Annotated in this window: 25 protein-coding genes; 23 read left to right on the forward strand and 2 right to left on the reverse strand. The window is 37.7% G+C overall.

Annotated elements, in window-relative coordinates; translation table 11 throughout:
* Positions 1–72 precede the first annotated feature (72 nt).
* From ABDV71_RS12285 to ABDV71_RS12360, 16 genes are all read left to right on the forward strand, one after another.
* Positions 73–525, forward strand: a complete 453-nt coding sequence (locus ABDV71_RS12285; RefSeq protein ID WP_343532954.1) for a PA2169 family four-helix-bundle protein — start codon at positions 73–75, stop codon at positions 523–525.
* Between the two features lie 33 nt (positions 526–558).
* Positions 559–873, forward strand: coding sequence for a hypothetical protein (locus tag ABDV71_RS12290; RefSeq protein ID WP_343532956.1), 315 nt, complete (start codon positions 559–561; stop codon positions 871–873).
* A gap of 203 nt (positions 874–1,076) precedes the next feature.
* Entirely contained in the window at positions 1,077–1,442 is a 366-nt protein-coding gene (locus ABDV71_RS12295; protein WP_343532958.1) for a hypothetical protein, read from the forward strand.
* 152 nt (positions 1,443–1,594) lie between these two features.
* On the forward strand, positions 1,595–1,966 hold the full coding sequence (locus ABDV71_RS12300; RefSeq protein ID WP_343532960.1) for a hypothetical protein: 372 nt from the start codon (positions 1,595–1,597) through the stop codon (positions 1,964–1,966).
* 498 nt (positions 1,967–2,464) lie between these two features.
* The gene (locus ABDV71_RS12305) at positions 2,465–2,770 is read left to right on the forward strand and encodes a GIY-YIG nuclease family protein (protein ID WP_343532962.1); all 306 of its coding nucleotides are present in this window, start codon (positions 2,465–2,467) and stop codon (positions 2,768–2,770) included.
* Positions 2,771–2,880: 110 nt separating this feature from the next.
* On the forward strand, positions 2,881–4,284 hold the full coding sequence (locus ABDV71_RS12310) for an MFS transporter (RefSeq protein ID WP_343532964.1): 1,404 nt from the start codon (positions 2,881–2,883) through the stop codon (positions 4,282–4,284).
* 194 nt (positions 4,285–4,478) lie between these two features.
* Positions 4,479–5,276, forward strand: a complete 798-nt coding sequence (locus ABDV71_RS12315; protein ID WP_343532966.1) for an alpha/beta hydrolase — start codon at positions 4,479–4,481, stop codon at positions 5,274–5,276.
* 7 nt (positions 5,277–5,283) lie between these two features.
* Positions 5,284–5,760, forward strand: a complete 477-nt coding sequence (locus tag ABDV71_RS12320) for a DUF1572 domain-containing protein (protein ID WP_343532968.1) — start codon at positions 5,284–5,286, stop codon at positions 5,758–5,760.
* A gap of 6 nt (positions 5,761–5,766) precedes the next feature.
* Positions 5,767–6,219 carry a DUF1572 family protein gene (locus ABDV71_RS12325; protein WP_343532970.1) on the forward strand — a complete coding sequence of 151 codons (453 nt, stop codon included), beginning with the start codon at positions 5,767–5,769 and terminating at the stop codon, positions 6,217–6,219.
* Between the two features lie 60 nt (positions 6,220–6,279).
* On the forward strand, positions 6,280–6,603 hold the full coding sequence (locus tag ABDV71_RS12330) for a hypothetical protein (RefSeq protein WP_343532972.1): 324 nt from the start codon (positions 6,280–6,282) through the stop codon (positions 6,601–6,603).
* 118 nt (positions 6,604–6,721) lie between these two features.
* Positions 6,722–7,318, forward strand: a complete 597-nt coding sequence (locus ABDV71_RS12335; RefSeq protein WP_343532974.1) for a hypothetical protein — start codon at positions 6,722–6,724, stop codon at positions 7,316–7,318.
* 1 nt (position 7,319) lies between these two features.
* Positions 7,320–7,658, forward strand: a complete 339-nt coding sequence (locus tag ABDV71_RS12340) for a hypothetical protein (protein ID WP_343532976.1) — start codon at positions 7,320–7,322, stop codon at positions 7,656–7,658.
* A 104-nt stretch (positions 7,659–7,762) separates the two neighbouring features.
* A complete protein-coding gene (locus ABDV71_RS12345; RefSeq protein ID WP_343532978.1) occupies positions 7,763–8,155 on the forward strand; it encodes a hypothetical protein in 393 nt (130 codons plus the stop codon).
* Between the two features lie 85 nt (positions 8,156–8,240).
* Entirely contained in the window at positions 8,241–8,570 is a 330-nt protein-coding gene (locus tag ABDV71_RS12350; RefSeq protein ID WP_343532980.1) for a metalloregulator ArsR/SmtB family transcription factor, read from the forward strand.
* Between the two features lie 48 nt (positions 8,571–8,618).
* The gene (locus tag ABDV71_RS12355; protein ID WP_343532982.1) at positions 8,619–9,083 is read left to right on the forward strand and encodes a DUF6428 family protein; all 465 of its coding nucleotides are present in this window, start codon (positions 8,619–8,621) and stop codon (positions 9,081–9,083) included.
* A gap of 2 nt (positions 9,084–9,085) precedes the next feature.
* The gene (locus ABDV71_RS12360; protein ID WP_343532984.1) at positions 9,086–9,706 is read left to right on the forward strand and encodes a protein-tyrosine-phosphatase; all 621 of its coding nucleotides are present in this window, start codon (positions 9,086–9,088) and stop codon (positions 9,704–9,706) included.
* Between the two features lie 40 nt (positions 9,707–9,746).
* Here ABDV71_RS12360 and ABDV71_RS12365 read toward each other — a convergent pair whose 3' ends face one another.
* Together ABDV71_RS12365 and ABDV71_RS12370 are read right to left on the reverse strand one after the other, a co-directional pair.
* Positions 9,747–11,417: a hypothetical protein gene (locus ABDV71_RS12365; RefSeq protein ID WP_343532986.1), complete on the reverse strand. Its 1,671-nt coding sequence runs from the start codon at positions 11,415–11,417 to the stop codon at positions 9,747–9,749.
* Positions 11,418–11,481: 64 nt separating this feature from the next.
* Positions 11,482–12,315 (reverse strand): helix-turn-helix domain-containing protein, encoded by an 834-nt coding sequence (locus ABDV71_RS12370; RefSeq protein ID WP_343532988.1) that lies wholly within the window; start codon positions 12,313–12,315, stop codon positions 11,482–11,484.
* A gap of 161 nt (positions 12,316–12,476) precedes the next feature.
* On the opposite strand from ABDV71_RS12370, the gene ABDV71_RS12375 reads away from it, so the two are divergent.
* The 7 genes from ABDV71_RS12375 (at position 12,477) to ABDV71_RS12405 (ending at position 17,874) form a co-directional block, all read left to right on the forward strand.
* Complete coding sequence (locus tag ABDV71_RS12375) at positions 12,477–12,995, forward strand: DUF2589 domain-containing protein (RefSeq protein WP_343532990.1); 519 nt, start codon at positions 12,477–12,479, stop codon at positions 12,993–12,995.
* Between the two features lie 192 nt (positions 12,996–13,187).
* A complete protein-coding gene (locus ABDV71_RS12380; RefSeq protein WP_343532992.1) occupies positions 13,188–13,613 on the forward strand; it encodes a hypothetical protein in 426 nt (141 codons plus the stop codon).
* Positions 13,614–13,732: 119 nt separating this feature from the next.
* Positions 13,733–14,404, forward strand: a complete 672-nt coding sequence (locus tag ABDV71_RS12385) for a hypothetical protein (RefSeq protein WP_343532994.1) — start codon at positions 13,733–13,735, stop codon at positions 14,402–14,404.
* Between the two features lie 212 nt (positions 14,405–14,616).
* Positions 14,617–15,183, forward strand: coding sequence for a hypothetical protein (locus ABDV71_RS12390; RefSeq protein ID WP_343532996.1), 567 nt, complete (start codon positions 14,617–14,619; stop codon positions 15,181–15,183).
* 540 nt (positions 15,184–15,723) lie between these two features.
* On the forward strand, positions 15,724–16,032 hold the full coding sequence (locus ABDV71_RS12395) for a hypothetical protein (RefSeq protein ID WP_343532998.1): 309 nt from the start codon (positions 15,724–15,726) through the stop codon (positions 16,030–16,032).
* A 138-nt stretch (positions 16,033–16,170) separates the two neighbouring features.
* A complete protein-coding gene (locus ABDV71_RS12400) occupies positions 16,171–16,974 on the forward strand; it encodes a metallophosphoesterase (RefSeq protein WP_343533000.1) in 804 nt (267 codons plus the stop codon).
* Positions 16,975–17,139: 165 nt separating this feature from the next.
* Positions 17,140–17,874, forward strand: coding sequence for a DUF2711 family protein (locus tag ABDV71_RS12405; RefSeq protein ID WP_343533002.1), 735 nt, complete (start codon positions 17,140–17,142; stop codon positions 17,872–17,874).
* Positions 17,875–18,640 lie beyond the last annotated feature (766 nt).

Genomic DNA, 18,640 nt, shown 5'->3' on the forward strand with positions numbered 1-18,640 from the left:
TTGAATGGAGGTCTTAAAGGCTGCTCAGGAGAACACCCGGAATTAAACTTTAAAATTTAAAAAGAACATCATATGGCAACATCATCAAATACATGGTTAAATGAGCTAATTGAGCTCAATAATGACAGGATAGCTGGTTTTGAAAAAGTATTGTCGGATATCGACGATGCTAATGTGGATTTAAAAGAGCTTTTTCAGGAGTATGCGGCGCAAAGCCGTAGGTTTAGTCAAGAACTTACCGCTATAGTGGCTGCAAGCGCAGGAGAACCTGAAACAGGCAATAGTGTTGCAGGAACATTACATCGTGCTTGGATTGACGTAAAGGCCTTATTTGGAGGAAGAGACAGGGAAAGTATTCTGTCAGAGGCCGAAAGGGGTGAAGATGCCATTAAAAAGGCTTACCATACTGCTATTGCTGAGGGAGCGCTTAGCGGCGAAGCTTTGGAGAAAGTTACGGATCAATCAAGGTCTATTAATAAGGCCCATGATACCGTGAAAGCATTAAGAGACATGGCCAAGGCATAAAAACAACAGAGATTAAAATAAAAAATCATAACCATGATTGGCAATCATTTTTTAAGAACCAAGTCCAATAGCCATCAAATGGTGGTAGCTGTGGGAGTAGCAGCTTTGGCCGGAATTGCTCTGATTTATGCTATTCCGCAAACTCGTAAAGCTTGCGGACGTTGGGTCAATGGAATAATGGCACGTGCAGAGGGACGTATAAAACAGGCAAATGGTAGCAATTGGAAACGCGATTTGGCCAATGCCGAAAAATTGAAGGGGCCAGTGGACAAGCGTAAAAAAGCTATTCAAATTAATGGCCCCGCAGTGGCAAGCTCTGCTTGGAAAGACGAATGGTCAAGTGAATAATTACTCTTTATAATATTGTATGTTAGTGTGTAAACCACTCCCCCGTGGAGTGGTTTTACTTTATACGAAAAACAGCCTGCCCCCGGGTAAATACAAAGGCTGGTAAAGCCAATCAAAGGCCATGTGCCAAATAAGAATGGCCAAGATTTGGAAATTAAAAAACATTTCTAAACAACAGGATCAATCACTAATACAGGAATAACATGGAAAATCAAAATCAATATGATAGCGTTGAACAAGATTCGGCCTCAAAACATTCAGGACAGGTAAAGCGGCAGTCAGATCGTGATATGCCAACATCTGCCAGGGGCAATAAAGATGGCGAGGGTCTTAATCAAGAAGAGCTCAAGAGCGAAGCCCAATTGCCCAAAAATGATATAAGTGAAGACGCAGAATCAAGGGTGCTGAATGAGGAAGAAAATAACATGGAACCTCAAATAGGCCAAGATGGTGAATTTAAAAGACAAGCTGGTTGGACCAGGAAAGAAGGTTTAAGCGAAGAAGAGCGGAGGACCTCCGAAGAAGAAGACCTAAATGGGAGGCATTCTGATGATGCTTCTGCACTGTAAAATAAAAGGCATCTGTAATGACTACAAATGCCTTTTTAAATTACTGATGTAATCATTATTGCCTGGTTTTTATTCTTTTTTTTAACAGATTTTTGGTACTGCCATAGGGTTGTCAGTAGGCCATGATAATTTCGTTTCATCAAACTCAAATCATGGAAACTAAAGATGGAAAAATGGCAGTATATGCCCCTAGTAGAAAAGATTGGCGGAAATGGCTGTCCGAAAATTATGAAACAAGTAATTCGGTATGGCTTATTCTATACACCAAAAAGAGTAAGGTATCAAGCATTAGCCTAAGTGAAGCTACTGAAGAAGCCCTTTGCTTTGGATGGATAGATAGCTTGTGCAAAAAAAGAGATCATGAAAGCTATTATCTCACTTTTGGTCCCCGAAACCCAAGAAGAAGCAGGTGGAGCGCAATCAACAGAGAGCGGGCCTATCAAATGATTAGTAAAGGATTGATGATGCCACAAGGTCAACTCATGATTGATCTTGCCAAAATAAGAGGCTGTTGGGAATCTTAAGTGTTTGGGGGATAGGGGTTAATTTTGTGAATTGGTTTCTTAGTTGTTGGCAATTTTATTCTAAAAGAATAAAAGTATCCACTTTCTTACCTTATTTTATTATTTGGATAGTGATATCGAAAAGAGGTTGCATATGCCTCAATGTTTGGGACTATTGGAATAGGGTGATAGCGAAGCTATATACAAGTTGAACAGAAGCTAAATACTATAACTATGCACTTCTACGGACTTTTAAAAGGGAATGGACATTGATGAGAGGAATATCTAACTAAATATAAACAAAATCTGTTTCATGAAAAGAAGTTGGTAAAAGGAATAATGCTGTAGGCTTGTTTACATTTTTTCCTGTCATTCTACACCTTGCCTGTCATTCCGAGTATATCGAGGAATCTCTATTGCATCAAGAAAAGACCTTTCACTGCGCTCTAGGTGACAAAGTATAAAAACCCATCATCTCCATTTCATTATTTATGATTATTTTTAATCAAACCTACACCTATGATAAAACAACACAACTATTTCGTGTATATTTTGACCAATCGTTATAAAACCGTTTTATACATTGGCGTAACCAATGATTTGGAAATTAGGATTGCACAACATCGAAAAGGCGAAAGCACAAGATCATTCACTAAAAAATATAAATGCTTTTATTTGGTGCATTATGAACGTTATCAATACATCAATGATGCTATTGATAGGGAAAAAGAGCTCAAAGGATGGTCGAGAGCAAAAAAGGAAGCATTGATCGTAATGGAAAATCCCAATTGGAGGTTTCTGAATGAGGAGATAAAGGAAGAATAAGAGGCTTGTCGTTTTCACTTTGTCTGTCATTCCTTAAACAAAATGACAAAAAATGGCGTTTAAAATGTAGCGGAAACCGTAGCTTTACACATACAATAACATTAGCGCATTTGGAAGAAGTAAGGTTACATAGCACTAGCACTAAAAAATTGCTGCCAATTATTTTGGCTACATCTATTTTTATGCAAATGCTGGATTCGACAATCCTTAATACTTCGCTGCCTACCATTGCCAAAGATCTAAACGAATCACCGCTCAACATGCAAAACGCCATTATCAGCTATGTGCTTACTTTGGCAGTATTTATGCCCGTAAGCGGTTTCTTGGCTGATAAGTTTGGAACCAAAAAGATATTCATCTTTGCCCTGGTCTTGTTCAGTGTAGGCTCATTGTTCTGCTCCCTTTCCAGTAATTTGACCGAATTGGTAATTTCACGGATGATACAAGGCTTAGGTGGTAGTTTAATGACGCCCGTAGGCAAGCTGGCACTTATTAAAACCTTTCCCAAAAACGAGTTGCTCAAAGCCATGAACTTTGCCATTGTTCCGGCGCTAATTGGTCCCGTATTAGGCCCTTTGGTGGGCGGTTACATGGTCGATTATCTTTCGTGGCATTGGATTTTCCTCATCAATATTCCCATTGGTATGATTGGGATTTTGTTAAGCCTCAAATATATGCCCGACTATAAGTCTGCCATTATCGATTTTGATCTGAAAGGATTTCTCATTTTTGCTGCGGCTTCTTTGTTGCTTTCCATAGCTTTAGAACTTTTTGGCAATACCGTTCACGTTACCCCTGTATTAACGGTGCTGTTGTTGGGCTTTTTAATGTTGTATTTCTATTATCGACATGCAAGTAAAGACAATAACCCCATTTTTCCGCTCAACTTATTTAAGGTGCGTACCTTTAGGGTAGGCATAGTAGGCAATTTGGCTACCCGTTTGGGCATCAGTTCGGTACCCTTGCTTTTGCCCATGATGATTCAAATAGCCTATGGGCAATCGGCTGTTACCTCTGGTTGGATCATTGCTCCAATGGCCCTCACCGCCATGTTCGGTAAATCGGCAGTGATCAAAATACTCGAGACTTTTGGTTACAGAACTACCTTGATGGTAAACACCTTTTTGATAGGATTGTTGATTTGCTGCATGGCCATTCCGGTTATCCAAACCTCTATTTATTGGTACGTGCCTATTATTGCTACCCTAGGTTTTTTCAACTCTATCCAATTTACAGCTATGAACTCCATTTCTATTGCCGATCTAAGGCAATACCATACCAGTAGCGGCAATTCCCTGGTTTCGGTGAACCAGCAATTGGCCATTGGTTTTGGAGTAGCTTTTGGGCTTATCGTACTTAAGATTTTTCAGGGCGATGCCAAGCTCATTCATAATGAAATCCATAATGCTTTTCGCTATACCTTTTTGGTCATTGGAGGTTTAACCATTCTTTCGGGGCTGGTTTTCAGACGGCTGCATTTTAAGGATGGCGAAAACATGCGTTCCAAAACATAATTGCTTCATTAGTTGACGGCTTGTTTGCGATTATCAAAAGGTACTTTTATCTTGGTGTTAAATTGAACCCGATTATGGCAAATGCAATGAATAGACAAATTATGTACACAGGGCATTTGTTCATGTTACTGGTGTTTGGCATGTTAATTTTAACTTCTTCGTGCACCCAAAATCAATCTAAAAATTCTGTAAGTATGTCAAGCGAAAAAGATAGCATCTCTTTTACCGGTGGTTATTCAACCGTAAATGGGATCAACATGTATTATGAAATTTATGGAGAAGGGCAGCCTTTGGTGCTGATCCATGGAGGTGGATCTACCATTCAATCTAATTTTGAAAGGGTAATCCCATTATTCGCTAAAAGCAGAAAGGTCATTGCGGTAGAATTGCAGGCGCATGGTCGTACCAGTGATCGCGATACAGGTGTCACTTTTGAGCAGGATGCTGATGACGTAGCTGCGTTGTTGGAGAACCTGAATATTGCCAAGGCCGATTTTTTGGGGTTTAGCAACGGAGGCACAACTACCATGCAAATCGCTATTCGTCATCCACAGTTGGTTAACAAAATTATTTTAGCATCAGCTTTGGCCAAGCGTAGTGGTGTACCGCCCCAGTTTTGGGATTTCATGAAGCAGGCCTCGCTGGATAATATGCCGGCCCCTTTAAAGGAAGCTTATTTAAAGGTGACACCAAGCCAAAAGGGCTTACAGGCCATGCACGATAAGGATGCACAAAGAATGGTGGTTTTTAAGGATATCGAAGATGAAAAGATTGCCGCCATTAAAGTGCCTACGCTCATTATCATTGGAGATAAGGATGTGATTACTATTGAACATGCATTACAATTACACCGACAGATTGCCAGCTCGGAACTGGCCATTATTCCCGGCGGACATGGAGAATATATTGGCGAAGTGACCACTTTAAGCCCCCAAACCAAGGATACTGAGTTTGTGGTTCCCATGATCGAGAAGTTTCTATCGAAAAAGTAAGATACTAATGGAAAGCACTAAAGAAATAGCAAAAAGATTTGCTGAGGTAATTTTGAACGGCACTTGGATTGCCAATACCAATTATCACGATCAATTGGCACATTTGGACTGGCAAACCGCTACAGCCCAAGTAGGCAGTTTAAATACTATTGCGGCCTTGGCCCAGCATGTGCATTATTACATTAACGGTATTAACCAAGTGTTTAAGGGAGGTACTTTGGATATTAAGGACCAATATAGTTTCGATTTTCCACCTATGACTTCACAGGCACAATGGGAAGCTTTTCTATTGACCTTTTGGCGTGATGCCGAAGAATTTGCTATATGGGTAGAAAAAATGCCAAAGGCTAAACTGAGCGATGTTTTTGTAGATGAAAAATACAGCACCTATAATCGTAATATCCAAGCTATGATTGAGCATAGTTATTATCACTTAGGGCAAATTGTACTGATTAAGAAATTATTATTGGAAGGAATTAAATAGAAACTGATGCTAAACTATACTTTAATGGCTCTTTTTGAAAGAGATTTGAAAAGAGTGATCAATGAACTGGAACTTTATCGTAACGAAGCCGATTTGTGGCGTGTGGAAAAGGAAATTGCCAATTCGGCAGGGAACTTAGTGTTGCACCTCATCGGCAATTTGAATACTTATATTGGCAAGGAGCTTGGTCAGACGGGTTATGTGAGGAACCGTGAACTGGAATTTTCACAAAAGGACGTGCCTCGAGAAGAACTGATTGCCAAGGTAAATGAAACCATTACCGTAATCAAGAATGCGTTGCCTGCCGTAACAGATGAAATGATGCAACGGGAATATCCCTTGGTAGTGTTGCAAGAAGGTACTTCTACCGAATATTTCTTAGTGCATTTAAGTACGCACTTGAATTATCATTTGGGTCAGATCAATTATCATAGACGATTGGTTGGGGATAGATTTTAGCATCGATTATATTTTATAAACGATACCATAGACATGTTAAATAAAAAATTATAAAGAATTATGAACCTAAAGCACGCTCCATTTTTTATATTCTTGTTTTTTACCGTTGAAGTTTTTGGACAGCAAAGGATAGAAAAAGAAGGAACAAATTGGTTTTTATATGGACTATATGCTGTTATATTAATCTGGTTTATAATATATATCAGAAAAGCCAGTAAAAATCAAGCGAAGAACGGGATAAATTTAAAAACCGTTTACTGTCCAAATTGTAATGAGAAACAACCATTTATACGTTTACCAAAAAATATTTCACAAGCGTTGTATGGTGGAACAACTTGTCCAAAATGTGGTACAGAATTAGATAAATATGGGAATATTATTTAGTAAAATGTCAATTACCATTAATAAGAACTTATTTAGGCCTCGAGCAAAGTACAAGAGACCGAAGCAGCAAAAGCTAAAATTGATATTAACTGATAACTTACCATAAATCTATAATATAATGAAACATTCTCTTTTATTATTCCTTTGCCTAACCTCATTCTGCTACTCATTTGCGCAAAATACGGTTTCGGGGAGTTATGTCACCAAAACTAACAATACCATCAATGCTAAAATTATAGTGCCGAGTTCAATTTTCGTGGCTGAGGACTTATCAAAACTGTTTTTTAAGGTGAAAATTGTTGACAGTATTAAGGGAGCTATCACACTCAAGCCCGAGGATATCAATAGCTTTGAGTTTTTATTAAATGGAAAACAGTATCAATTTTACGCAAAACCATTCAACGCAAAAAATAACCTCAGATTTCTTCAGTCGCTAGTTATAGGCCCAAAGAGCTCTCTCTATTGGGCTCAGACGGTAAATCAAAATGGAGCTGTTGTTGGCACTTTCTATACTTTTGAAAAAGCAGACGGTACCTATGCCTTTTTGATCAATACCATGAGACTTGATAAATTTAAAACCGAGCTAAAAGAGTTTTATAAAGATAATTTAGAGGCACAACAAATCATTGATGCAAAGTTTCAAAGCAAAGCTGTTTTGCATAGCGATATTATAGAAATACTGCAGACAGTGAATAGAATAACGAGTAAAGAATAGAATGGTAGACTTCGATTCAACACTATTTTCAGAAGAGAATAGGGATAAATGGCGCAATGAGCGATGGGAAAAACATGGTATTTTGAAATTGCTTCGTAAAGATGGCTTCACTTTTAAATCGGATGGAAGATCGGGTTACATTTACTATATTGAACAGGGAACTTTGGTTGAGATTTACGTAGAAATGTCGGGTGTTAAAAGGTATGATATGTTGGTATATTTCGATGAAAAACTGAAACGTTTTCCTAGTGAAAGTATCCTAAATAATGATGAAAAAGAAATATTAAAAGAGAAGCTGCTATCTTGGTTTGAAAAAAAAGGTATTAAAAGTGACTTGTAGCCAGAAAATGAAACATCACAGGTATTTCACTTTTTACATTTTTGATATTTATTCCGTTGCCTTGTGAGTATTGTTGTATCTGGCGATAATAATGAACCATTGATTTGCTCCTGCTCAAAATAGGGAATGAGTTGCTAGATGTTACGATTGAAGGAGGAAGATTAATGAAAGGTTTTTTATATATAGACGAAGATAATATTGGAGAGGTGATTTTCTCAGTTACTGATGAAAGTATGGGAGTTATTGGTGGTGATTTAATCGCAAATGACAATTACAGAAAGTATCAGGCTACAATTCAACAACATTTTGAGAAGAAGGGAGTATCTAACATGGACAACTTTAATTTTCGGGTTGTTCTTAGAGATGAATCTGAATTAAAGCCAGAAGGTGGTATTGGTGTCACAGATTCAGCAGAATTTGGGGAAATTTATGTTGAAGCCGCAGGACTTGATGTAGAAATAATGAATAACATAAAAAAGGCCTCTAGCATTAGCTAAGCGTCCTCCATTGTCAATAATTTGTCTTTATTGAATAATTTGATTGTATTCTAAAATTTATTTATCGTAATATTGCGATGTATATATGGGACTTACTAAGAGCAGCATTTTTACGGAGCAACAAAACGAATTGGCTAATACCCTAAAAGCATTGGCACATCCTGCACGTATTGCTATCCTGCAGCATATCATTAAGCAAAGGGCCTGTATCTGTAATGATCTGGTAGAGGAGCTGGGCCTTGCACAAGCTACCATATCGCAGCATTTAAAAGAACTTAAGGGAATTGGTATTATTAAGGGAAGTATAGAAGGAACCAGTATCTGCTATTGTATAGACGAAAGTGTTTGGCTTAATATCAAGAGTTTGCTCAATAACTTTTTGGTTGATGAAGTTACCTCCAAAGGTTGCTGCTGAGTTTTTTTAACTATATATATCGTAATATTGCAATGTAACAATAAATAGATGAAACTATCACAAGTAAAGGCAAGCTTAACGGGGTTAGACAACGTAGAGTTTCAATTAGAGAATGGTAAGTATGTACCAGAGCATTTCCATGTCACAGAAGTAGGTTTGGTAACCAAACGTTTTATCGATTGCGGCGGAACTGTACGTAATGAAAACGCTATTAGTTTTCAATTGTGGGATGCTAATGATTATGAACACAGGCTAAAGCCCGCAAAGTTGCTTTCTATCATCAAATTATCTGAGGAAGTATTAAAGTTGGAAGATTTGGACGTGGAAGTTGAATATCAAGGGGATACAATAGGCAGGTATGAATTGGATTTTAATGGAAAGCAGTTTATCCTTAAAACAAAAACTACTGCTTGTTTAGCGACGGATGCTTGTGGCGTTACTGATACTAAACAGAAACTGAGCCTAAATGTATTGGGTAAAGCAGCATGTTCGCCTAATTCTGGTTGTTGTTAACCATGTACAAAGACATCAAAAAAAGCATTGCCGAGCTTTTGGTGCTGCCTATTAGCAATGAACGTAAGGAAACGCTGAGTGCACTGGTTGCATATGTGCAGCATAAGGTAACAGCGGACCTTGATGTTAACATTAACTTTATTTGTACACATAATTCAAGGCGTAGCCACCTTTCGCAAATATGGGCACAGGTGGCTGCGTCGTACTACAATATTCCCAGGGTATTTTGTTGCTCTGGAGGTACCGAGGCTACGGCGCTATATCCTAAGGTGGTAGACACTTTAGTTAATACTGGTTTCGTCATCGATAAACTTAGTGAGGCGGATAACCCCATCTATATCATCAAGTATGCTGATAGTGTTATGCCTATTGTCGGTTTTTCCAAAACCTATGATCATTTATTTAATCCCAAGCGGGGTTTTGCTGCTGTAATGACATGCGTACAGGCTGATGGCGGTTGTCCTTTTGTAGCAGGAGCAGAAAAACGTATACCCATCATATTCGAAGACCCTAAAGTGTCGGATGGTACGCCGGAGCAAACTAAGGTTTACAGCCAACGAAGTTCGCAGATTGCTTCGGAAATGTTCTATGTCTTCTCCATGATCAAAACCAATAGATGCTAAACCTATTTTTGCAGGGGTAGTATTTGCCAATGAGCTAACTCTAAAGTTCTATTTTAAACTGATCTACCCAAACCGCTTTCCTGTCGTAACTTTCCTTAAAACCTGCGATGATGATCTCTTTATTATAAATAGGTTTCCTCACCATCTTTTTAACGCCGTTCACATATACCGTTACAGGTTGGTTCATATCCACCATTTCGGGCGAAATCAATACGGTAATGGATTTTACGGCTGAAGTTTCGAGGCGAAACACATTGTTTTGGTAAGTACCTTTTACCACGCCAGATTTTCGGGGGAAGTTAAAAGCCTTCACCAAGGTATCGGTAGTTACCAAACTGTCTTTTTTATAGCTCAATAATTTATAAATGTTAAAGTTGATGGGATGGTGCCAAGGGGCATTTTGGGTTAAAGTATCTAATTGGTTAATCTGAAGCCAATCAGCCCTGCCATACCTTACATCATCACATTCCCAATAAATATTTGGTTTATAAGCGTTCCTGTTTCTGGTGACAATGTCCTTAAAAATCATCGGGTAAACGGGTTCCGACTCATCAAATTGCGGAAACCAATGTGGCCAACCGTTATATCGGTGATCCTGATAGTCGGCTTTGATGTTTTTCATGATCACGTTTAAACTATCATTCGCATCAGGAGGAAAATAATAGTCCTGATCGGTAGATACATTGAAATAAGAACGGTTGGCAATGTTAAGGATAAATGTTCCACCAGTTCTCACTTTGGGCTGGGTGTTAAAACCATAGAAACCTGCAAATGGGCTCTGTTGCTTCATGAGGTAAGAAAAGGAACCTGTTGCCCCGTTAGAATGGCCCGTAATGAAAACTTTATTGTCGTCTACATTAATTGCTTGCTTAATTTCCCTTAGCATAGCGGGCACCATGAAAAAGCCCTCATCGGGATTCATCCAATTGTATTTTTTGGAGCCCTTGGGGTAAACCATGATCACTTCGTTTAGCGCTGCGTATTTGGTGTAGTACCTGTTCCAATCGCCCAATATGGTTTCATTCTGATATTCGGCCAAGCTATTTCCCTGTACTGCACCATGTAAAAAGAAGAGCAAGGGATAGCTTTTCTTTGGATTGTAGCTACTCGGCAAACTCACAAAATAAGAGGTATAGGTACTATCAACCACCCTAAACTTAATGGAATAGTTGCGGGCTTTTTTCTGCTGAAAACCTTGATAGGATTTAATCAATTGGTAAGCTTGTTTGCCATCCTTGCCCTTGGTAAAATCAAGGTCCTTTAAGCTTCCGGTTTCAAACTCTTCTTGCTTATCTTTTAAATTTTTAAGAAAAGCGGCCTTCATTTGTTGTGCTTTTTCCGCAATGATGGGCCAGCGTTGATCACTTAGTAAATTTTTATATTCTGATTGAACATATCTACCCGTTAGCGAGCTCCAAGTAGTCGTTAAATGGGTGTTAATGGACAGTAATTGTTCTAAATAAGCAAAAGATTTATCCAATTCATTCAGTTCTCCGGCTATAACCGCTGCTTTGTATAAAGCTTGTGCATTAATTTGTTTAGGATATAGTTTAAAGGCTTTTTCGTATACGTTTAAGGATTGACGATAACCTAGGGTATCCTTTGCAGCCCACATGATGCGTAGGGCACTATCGGCAAGTTTGGCATAGGTTTGTGCTTTAATTTGGCCTACTACAAGGAGTAACAGACCTATGATCAGATATCTTTTCATGCTGATTTAAATTACTATCCCAAAAGTAACCGATCATGAAAGGCGAAAATTGTAAAATTGTGACCTATCTAGCGAAGCTCCAAAAAGTGTCTTCGGACCCTATCATTTCACCATCTTTAAAAAATTGAGAAGGGGTTAAACCCGTGAGCTGTTTACAAGCTTTAATGAAGTGGGATTGATCGGTGTAGTGCACTTGGTGCGATAACGCGGTTAGATTTTGCGGTTCATTTTGATGAAGCTTGCAGTTTATTAATTGTCTGAAACGAACAATGCTGCGGTATTTTTGCGCAGTAACTCCAATATATCGCTTGAATAGCCTATTTAAATGCTTCCTACTAATGCCCAATTTCACTTCCGCAAGCTCATCTATACCCACTTCATCTGTGGTTGAACTGAAAATTTCTATGGCTTTGGTGAGGTAGGGATTTTCCATTGGAGTAAATAGCTTGAGCAGTTGAACATCCAACAGGTTAGCCATAGCTGTAAATTGATACCCGTTGAAAAGATTACGCACAAAACCTTCGTCGAAAAAATGAAATGCAGGAGAACAAGCCCTTTCATTGAGGGGGATCTTTTTGCGTAAAAATTGATTGATCCCAAAAGGTTCGAAGACAATCCCAACTTTAAAAACGGGGCCTCGTTGTGTAACCTTTAGGATATTTTCCCTTAATGGAGTGAAGATTTGAAGAGGAGCAGCATCTTTTTCAAAACTAACTATCGAATGGTTGTTTTGTAATGAAGTCGTATGGCTTTTATATAACGAAATGGTATTGTTGTAATGCGGATAGCAGATATATTCGTTACAATAATCCTCATCATCAGCAATATCAAGGTAGTAATAGCTGATGTATTGTTGTAGAAATGGATGACCTGGTTTGATGGTTTCAAATATCCTCATTAATTAAACGACAACTTTTTTAAGGGAATGTTGCGTGTTTTACAACATATATTATTGAAGGCTGTGCAAACATTTGTAAATATTCATCTAAAGACCTAGTTTAGGAGTAATTAACGGATCATTACAAGAAATAAAAATCTTCTCTCAAATAACTATACATCATGACGGAACAAATAACGCCGGAAGAAAGCCTTCAGCAATTGGCAGACTTGATGAGTGCGCCACTTATTGCTGCGGCACAAGCCAATGCTAAAATGTCACAGGCACAAATTGATTTTTTATTAGCATACTGTTTTACAAAAAATGGTGACAGCTATACGCCTAAAATGGTTAAAATGGAACTGACCAGAAACGTAATCACACCGGCGGTACCAGGTGAAATTGACCAATCTCCTAAAATAGTAGAAGGCACTACCTCTTTCGATTTGCCATTGCTTACCATTATACCGTTAAGTAGTTTGGCTGTTAATCAATTAGAGGTGAAATTTGAAATGGATATTAGCCATTTGGAAAATAATCCAGAAGGAGAGCCGCAGTTATTGGGGAAAATCCTTAAGGGTACTAAAGAAGAGGGGATTAAGATGGACGTTTCACTTAACGCCGCTCTCGTACCATTACCGGCTGGCATGGTAACCATTATAGAAGCCTTTACCAAGAGTGTTCAGCCAATTAGCCATTAATATGAGTATAGTTAACCTTAATTGTCCAGTATGTCACGTAGTTATAAAAATAGACGTATATGGCCTATTAAATGGAGCAGCTTTTCATTGTGAAAATTGTAAGGCTGGGATCTCGATGAAATCAGAAAATAAAGAGGTATTGCAAAACGCGATGGAAAAATTTGAAACGCTCAAAAAAGGACATCAACAGTCATGAGAGAGGTGATTACTTTTGTTGATTTTATGCTCGCCTTGCGCAATTCGGTATTGAGCGCTGCTGCAAGTTTAAACGAAAAGAACCAAAAGCTACTGGGTCGCTATTTTGAAACAGATGGCCAAACTCCTAAAAGTATCTCTATTGCTGGCACTGCCACAGGCGAAATGAATGTGCCAATATTAGCCATAGCTCCTCTAACAACTTTGGGTATTCAATCGGCTTCCTTTAATATCACCTTGCCCGTGTTTGCTAAGGATGATGGGTTGTGGGTGAGCTTAAATAGCAATACCCATCAAACTGATGATGAAATTCAGCTGAAGGAAATACAAACAAGTTTGTGTGTAAATCCTTATGAGCAACCAGATGATTTCTTGGAAAAGATTAAGGGAATGGAACGGGGATTTTTAACTGAAACTTGGTAGAATGTAGGCGTATGTTTCATTTGTAAAATTGAAATGTTAGTGCTAGTTTAGACCCAGTTAACAGCTCGAAATTCTAGCATAACCAAATAATTTAATAGGCATAAGTTACCAGTAATGCGATGACAGACTACGGGCTTAAAAACGTCGATCCAGAAGATATTGAAGAGCTACTTGGGAAAGTGGAGAAATCTTTTGACATTAAGTTCGTTGGTAATGAGTTAGTCCATATTGATACCTTTGGAGGACTTTGTGATCATATTTTGAACAAAATTCAGCTTAACCACGCTGACGACTGTACCTCTCAACAAGCATTCTATAAACTCCGTGATGCCATTTCATCAACACTGCAGGTTGACCATAAGATTATCTCGACCGACCTTTTGCTTGCGGATATTTTACCACCACAAAACAGACGTTTAAGAGTTAGAAAATTGGAAGAAGCCTTGGGCTTTAAGTTGAATATTTTGAGTCCACCGGCTTGGGTAACATGGACACTTTTGTTTTTATTGTTTGGAGGGCTCATAACTTTATATTTTAGCTGGAAAATAGGACTTTCGGGTATTGTATTTTCAATAGCGGGATTTTGGTTAGCAGGCAAGGTTGGTAATGAGCTTGACCTGCAAATTGTTGAGCAGCTGGCTGAAAAAATGACCAGAGAAAACTATTTAAAATCAAGGCGAAATTCAAAGACATTTAATAGAAAGGAAACTGAAAAACTACTGACAGATTGGTTTGCTGAGGAACTTGGTCTTGAGAAAGAGGAATTAACGAGGGAAGCTAAGCTGGTCTAGCGTGATACATAACTGATCTTTTAAATGAATACAGAATACGAAAGTTCTAATAATGTATGTGACGTGTTGTTTATCAAAACAACTTCGTGTTTGGTATGGTTGATTTTGTATATATTGCGTATATGATCATGTTGAAGGTAATTTAACAGGTACCGTACAAGCGACAAAAAATAATCTGATAAAAACGTGACTTCGATATGTGCAGATATGCAATGACAAATTATAAACCTCATTACGCTTGCTTTAATTGCCGTAAGACTTTTAAGCGAAGATTATTGAGTGACATTGAAGGCAAAGGCGGCCTTCATTTGACAGAAGCAAAATGCCCTGAATGCGGACAACTAATGGCTGATATGGGTAAAGACTTTGAAGCACCCAAAAAGTCAGATATCAAAGGATGGGGGCAAATCAAACTTTTATATTCAGTAGGTATAACTTTTCATTCCTGCGGATGTACGGGACCAGGCTACATCCCGAATACCCCAGAAAGACTAATTGCTTATTTTCAAAAACTAAAAGAGGGCTATCAAGCTCAATTAACTTTTTGGAGACAACGTGAAGAACCAACAACCAAAAAAGAAATTGATAGGGATGTAAGTAAAAATTGGACGTTTATTAGCCAAGTTCCCAATAGCCTGAAACCAAAAAAAGGTGCAATTAGCAATGAAGATGCTAAGAGTTATTGGATTGGAAAAGTAAAAGAGATTGAAGAAAAACTTAGACAAATAACTACCGCCAAAAATGGTATTGCCAAAGCGGGGCTAAATCGCTTTGGTTAGACATTAGTATAAGAGTTCAACATCAACATAATTAATTGCTATTAATGGTAGTGCTAAACTTTAGTGTTGTGGTACTTGTGTTTAGGCAGTGCAAATATGATTAGGAAGATCGGTACTACGCCAAGGTAATAAGCGCAAAACATCACGCCATCGTTTCACTCTGTCATTTGCAATTAACATTGTATTCTGTTAATTTAGTTTAACTTATGCTCTCAATCCTTTCACTAGTATTTCGTAAAGTTTTAGAGTGTTAATTTAGTTGAGTTACACAAACACGACCAGCTTTGGTTGACTTTATGTAATAAACTACATAAATATATAAGTTAGCTACAATTTTGACGAACGACAGTAATGAAGATAAACTTGAAATCAATATTTGGAATTAAACCGACATCGACAGACAAATCATCAGTCGACAAGGACGAAATTGAATATGATAAGCACGTTGATTTTTATTATACGAACTTGATAAACTCGCTAATTCTTTTTTCGCTGACATCAAAAGAGTTAGATAAACTTGCTGGGCCTGTATTTAATCCAATGACCGAACTTGAATCAGAAATTGACTATGCGTTTACACCAGTTTGCTTCGACACAATTTTCAGAAAAGGCTTAATTGACAAATCTTTCAAGGCCGAGTTGCTACAATTTAAAAAAAGTACGGACGACATTCCTTCCGAAATTTGGGAATTGGAATTTATCGACAATCACGAGACTTGGGTTACCACAAGAAAAAAAGCAAATGCTCTTCTTGACAAACTTGGCGTGGCAAGTCGGACTTACAATGACGACTATACAACCATTTATGACAACGAAGGAAACATAATCAAGAAAGGAAAAAAACTGTAGCTAACACGGGTTTTGCGTCAGGCGGGCTGACGTGCAAAATTGGAGCTTTGTACTTCTATTCATGTTCAGTTCTTATTGACAGTTTTGTGCTCCGAAACCCACCCGAACGCAAAGCCTCAAAACGTTGGCGGTAATTTTATGAAAACACTGCATATTACAGACATAGAGGAAGAACCGATTGAGAGGATTTCATTTTTGACAATTCCTCAAAATAGCCTTGAACCATCTGAATATAGTCTGCCAATCTATAAGGGGAAAATCAATGGACTTCCCGAAAATATAGTAGCAATTGTTGTTGCATCTGATTTGCAAGGTGTCGTAATACAAAATAATGAGAGTGTTCTTTTAGGTGAAATTTTAGCCGACAACTTGAAACTAATTTTTGAGATTTATTTTCAAGAAATTGACAGAAATAGAACGATTGCTTTTTTATGTGGCGACCTGTATGCAGATTTAATTAAACGAGGACAAAGTGGAGATCCAACAAAGGTATGGGAGAAGTTTGCTTCTGTTTTTGGTCAGACAATTGGGATTGCAGGAAATCACGATAAATTTAACAACATCGAAAATTTGCATAAAATTAAGAATGCTAAATTGTTGATAAACGAAATTTTTGAAATTGAAGGATTAAAAATTGGAGGATTAAGCGGAATTATTGGACGAGGAAACAAAAACTTCAGGTTACAGGAAACCGACTATTTAAAAGCATTATCAAATTTATTGAATAAGAAGCCAAATATTTTATTAACTCATTTGTCTCCTCAAATATTAGACAAGAATTTGGAAGGAGATAAAAACATAACTAAAATATTAGAAAATGGAAATACAACAACATTATTTTGCGGACATTCACATTGGGAATACAACAGCGCTTTTGATATGAAAAATGAAACACAAATACTAAATGTAGATACAAAGGTGTTTATTTTGATAAAAGAATAAAAACTACCATCAACAAGATATTGCCAAAAGCGGGTCTGAATGACCTCGATTGAACATGTGTGCAAATGTTCAACTTTCGTTCTTCGATTGAGCTTTTGTGCTAAAAATCCCCACAACGCAAAGCCGCAATCTGGTATGCGTAATTTTTAACGACAGCATCTCAAAATGGAACTACAGACACCAATACAAGCAAAATATGTCGAGAATGACGGCAATTCCATAAGGCAACACTATGCAGAATATGAAGCTACATTTGTAATCTTACACCCATTCCTAAAAATTAAGGACGGCAGCGACATTAAATTTGTAACAGGAAAATGGCCCATAAAGGACGAAATTGTAAAAAATACAACACGGCTGACCTGGACTGAGATAGTAGACGAAGCACAGCTAAAAGATATAAATGAACTTGACAGATTACTAGCATTTCTTCACTGTGCAAGACGTACGGCAGATAAAGATGGATGGGTAAAATTAATGACAGTTATTGATACGAATAATTACGTTATAGCACAGGTGGACAATTATCCAGAGATACTAACAAATCCAACACTAGAACTTTTAAAGTCTTATGGATACGATAAAGTTTTCCATTATTCAGACATTAGCGATGAAAGGACATCTTATGATATTCAAGACTTGATTAATGAAAAGAATAGTCTTCCTGAAAGTCACACACGAATTTTAACACCTGACAATAAAATTTTATTTGAAACAGATTTCGACAACCGTTTTACTTATTTGTCGTCAGACAGAAAAACAATAGGTGATATTGTAGAAAGATTAGACCTTGAGGGATTTTATTGCAATGACAATACGAAATCACATTGGTCATATGAAGATCAAAATAAAAATCTAATTGATTGGGATAGCGAAGAACGGAATAAAAACTATGCATAACATAAGGATATGAGCTTGATTGCAATTAAACTATAAACATTGGAGATTAGAGTGAAAGTAATAAGAAAACGAAGCTATAAGTTGTAGCAGCACTCAGAGGCCTATAAAAAAGAAAAGAGACAATCCATCCAGACTTGTCTCTCTTTCTAACCAAATATAAACCTGTATGAACGGGTTGATCTTTATTCCAATTAAGGAGGAATTTCTAATTTTCAAATGTCGGCTCTTAAACCAACGATACAAATGTAGGCATTATTTTTCTTAGTGTAAATAATACACTAAGAAAATTTTATTTTGTCATTCGTTATGACATTTCTGTGACTTTGCGTTGCGTGTTTATGCAAACATGCTATAAAGTAGTGTCAATTATTGTAAATATTGCAGCTATCCACCGCAAAAACTATGATTTAAACGCAAAAATACTAATCGCATTGTGAAGTGTTAAGCAAAATAGTTTTGTTCATGTTGTATTTAACTTTAATTAACATTCGGGGTTGTTAGTTGGTTGGTTGGTTGGTTGGTTGGTTGGTTTTTTAGGGAGGCGTTCATTGGTACACTAGTTCATTGGGTGTTAGGTTCCTGCCTTATCATCCAGAGCGAAGCGAAGGATTTTTTGGGTTAATTGTTTAACTGGTTAATTGTTGATTTGTCATCCGAAGTGGATTGTCAGAGATTTACTTCGTGTAGGTGCTTTTCGGTCACGGCCTGGGTTGTTGAGGGAGATTCTTCACAGCGTTCAGAATAACAAGCAAGGATAGGAATACCC

Source organism: Pedobacter sp. (assembly GCF_039594775.1).
Taxonomy (GTDB): Bacteria; Bacteroidota; Bacteroidia; order Sphingobacteriales; family Sphingobacteriaceae; genus Pedobacter.

Coding starts and splice junctions, on each gene's coding strand:
- ABDV71_RS12290 (WP_343532956.1), top strand. CDS start 559: ATGATTGGCAATCATTTTTTAAGAACCAAGTCCAATAGCCATCAAATG.
- ABDV71_RS12305 (WP_343532962.1), top strand. CDS start 2,465: ATGATAAAACAACACAACTATTTCGTGTATATTTTGACCAATCGTTAT.
- ABDV71_RS12380 (WP_343532992.1), top strand. CDS start 13,188: ATGAGAGAGGTGATTACTTTTGTTGATTTTATGCTCGCCTTGCGCAAT.
- ABDV71_RS12335 (WP_343532974.1), top strand. CDS start 6,722: ATGAAACATTCTCTTTTATTATTCCTTTGCCTAACCTCATTCTGCTAC.
- ABDV71_RS12340 (WP_343532976.1), top strand. CDS start 7,320: ATGGTAGACTTCGATTCAACACTATTTTCAGAAGAGAATAGGGATAAA.
- ABDV71_RS12295 (WP_343532958.1), top strand. CDS start 1,077: ATGGAAAATCAAAATCAATATGATAGCGTTGAACAAGATTCGGCCTCA.
- ABDV71_RS12300 (WP_343532960.1), top strand. CDS start 1,595: ATGGAAACTAAAGATGGAAAAATGGCAGTATATGCCCCTAGTAGAAAA.
- ABDV71_RS12350 (WP_343532980.1), top strand. CDS start 8,241: ATGGGACTTACTAAGAGCAGCATTTTTACGGAGCAACAAAACGAATTG.
- ABDV71_RS12285 (WP_343532954.1), top strand. CDS start 73: ATGGCAACATCATCAAATACATGGTTAAATGAGCTAATTGAGCTCAAT.
- ABDV71_RS12370 (WP_343532988.1), bottom strand. CDS start 12,315: ATGAGGATATTTGAAACCATCAAACCAGGTCATCCATTTCTACAACAA.
- ABDV71_RS12390 (WP_343532996.1), top strand. CDS start 14,617: ATGACAAATTATAAACCTCATTACGCTTGCTTTAATTGCCGTAAGACT.
- ABDV71_RS12395 (WP_343532998.1), top strand. CDS start 15,724: ATGACCGAACTTGAATCAGAAATTGACTATGCGTTTACACCAGTTTGC.
- ABDV71_RS12405 (WP_343533002.1), top strand. CDS start 17,140: ATGGAACTACAGACACCAATACAAGCAAAATATGTCGAGAATGACGGC.
- ABDV71_RS12355 (WP_343532982.1), top strand. CDS start 8,619: ATGAAACTATCACAAGTAAAGGCAAGCTTAACGGGGTTAGACAACGTA.
- ABDV71_RS12330 (WP_343532972.1), top strand. CDS start 6,280: ATGAACCTAAAGCACGCTCCATTTTTTATATTCTTGTTTTTTACCGTT.
- ABDV71_RS12315 (WP_343532966.1), top strand. CDS start 4,479: ATGTCAAGCGAAAAAGATAGCATCTCTTTTACCGGTGGTTATTCAACC.
- ABDV71_RS12325 (WP_343532970.1), top strand. CDS start 5,767: ATGCTAAACTATACTTTAATGGCTCTTTTTGAAAGAGATTTGAAAAGA.
- ABDV71_RS12385 (WP_343532994.1), top strand. CDS start 13,733: ATGACAGACTACGGGCTTAAAAACGTCGATCCAGAAGATATTGAAGAG.
- ABDV71_RS12400 (WP_343533000.1), top strand. CDS start 16,171: ATGAAAACACTGCATATTACAGACATAGAGGAAGAACCGATTGAGAGG.
- ABDV71_RS12360 (WP_343532984.1), top strand. CDS start 9,086: ATGTACAAAGACATCAAAAAAAGCATTGCCGAGCTTTTGGTGCTGCCT.
- ABDV71_RS12375 (WP_343532990.1), top strand. CDS start 12,477: ATGACGGAACAAATAACGCCGGAAGAAAGCCTTCAGCAATTGGCAGAC.
- ABDV71_RS12365 (WP_343532986.1), bottom strand. CDS start 11,417: ATGAAAAGATATCTGATCATAGGTCTGTTACTCCTTGTAGTAGGCCAA.
- ABDV71_RS12320 (WP_343532968.1), top strand. CDS start 5,284: ATGGAAAGCACTAAAGAAATAGCAAAAAGATTTGCTGAGGTAATTTTG.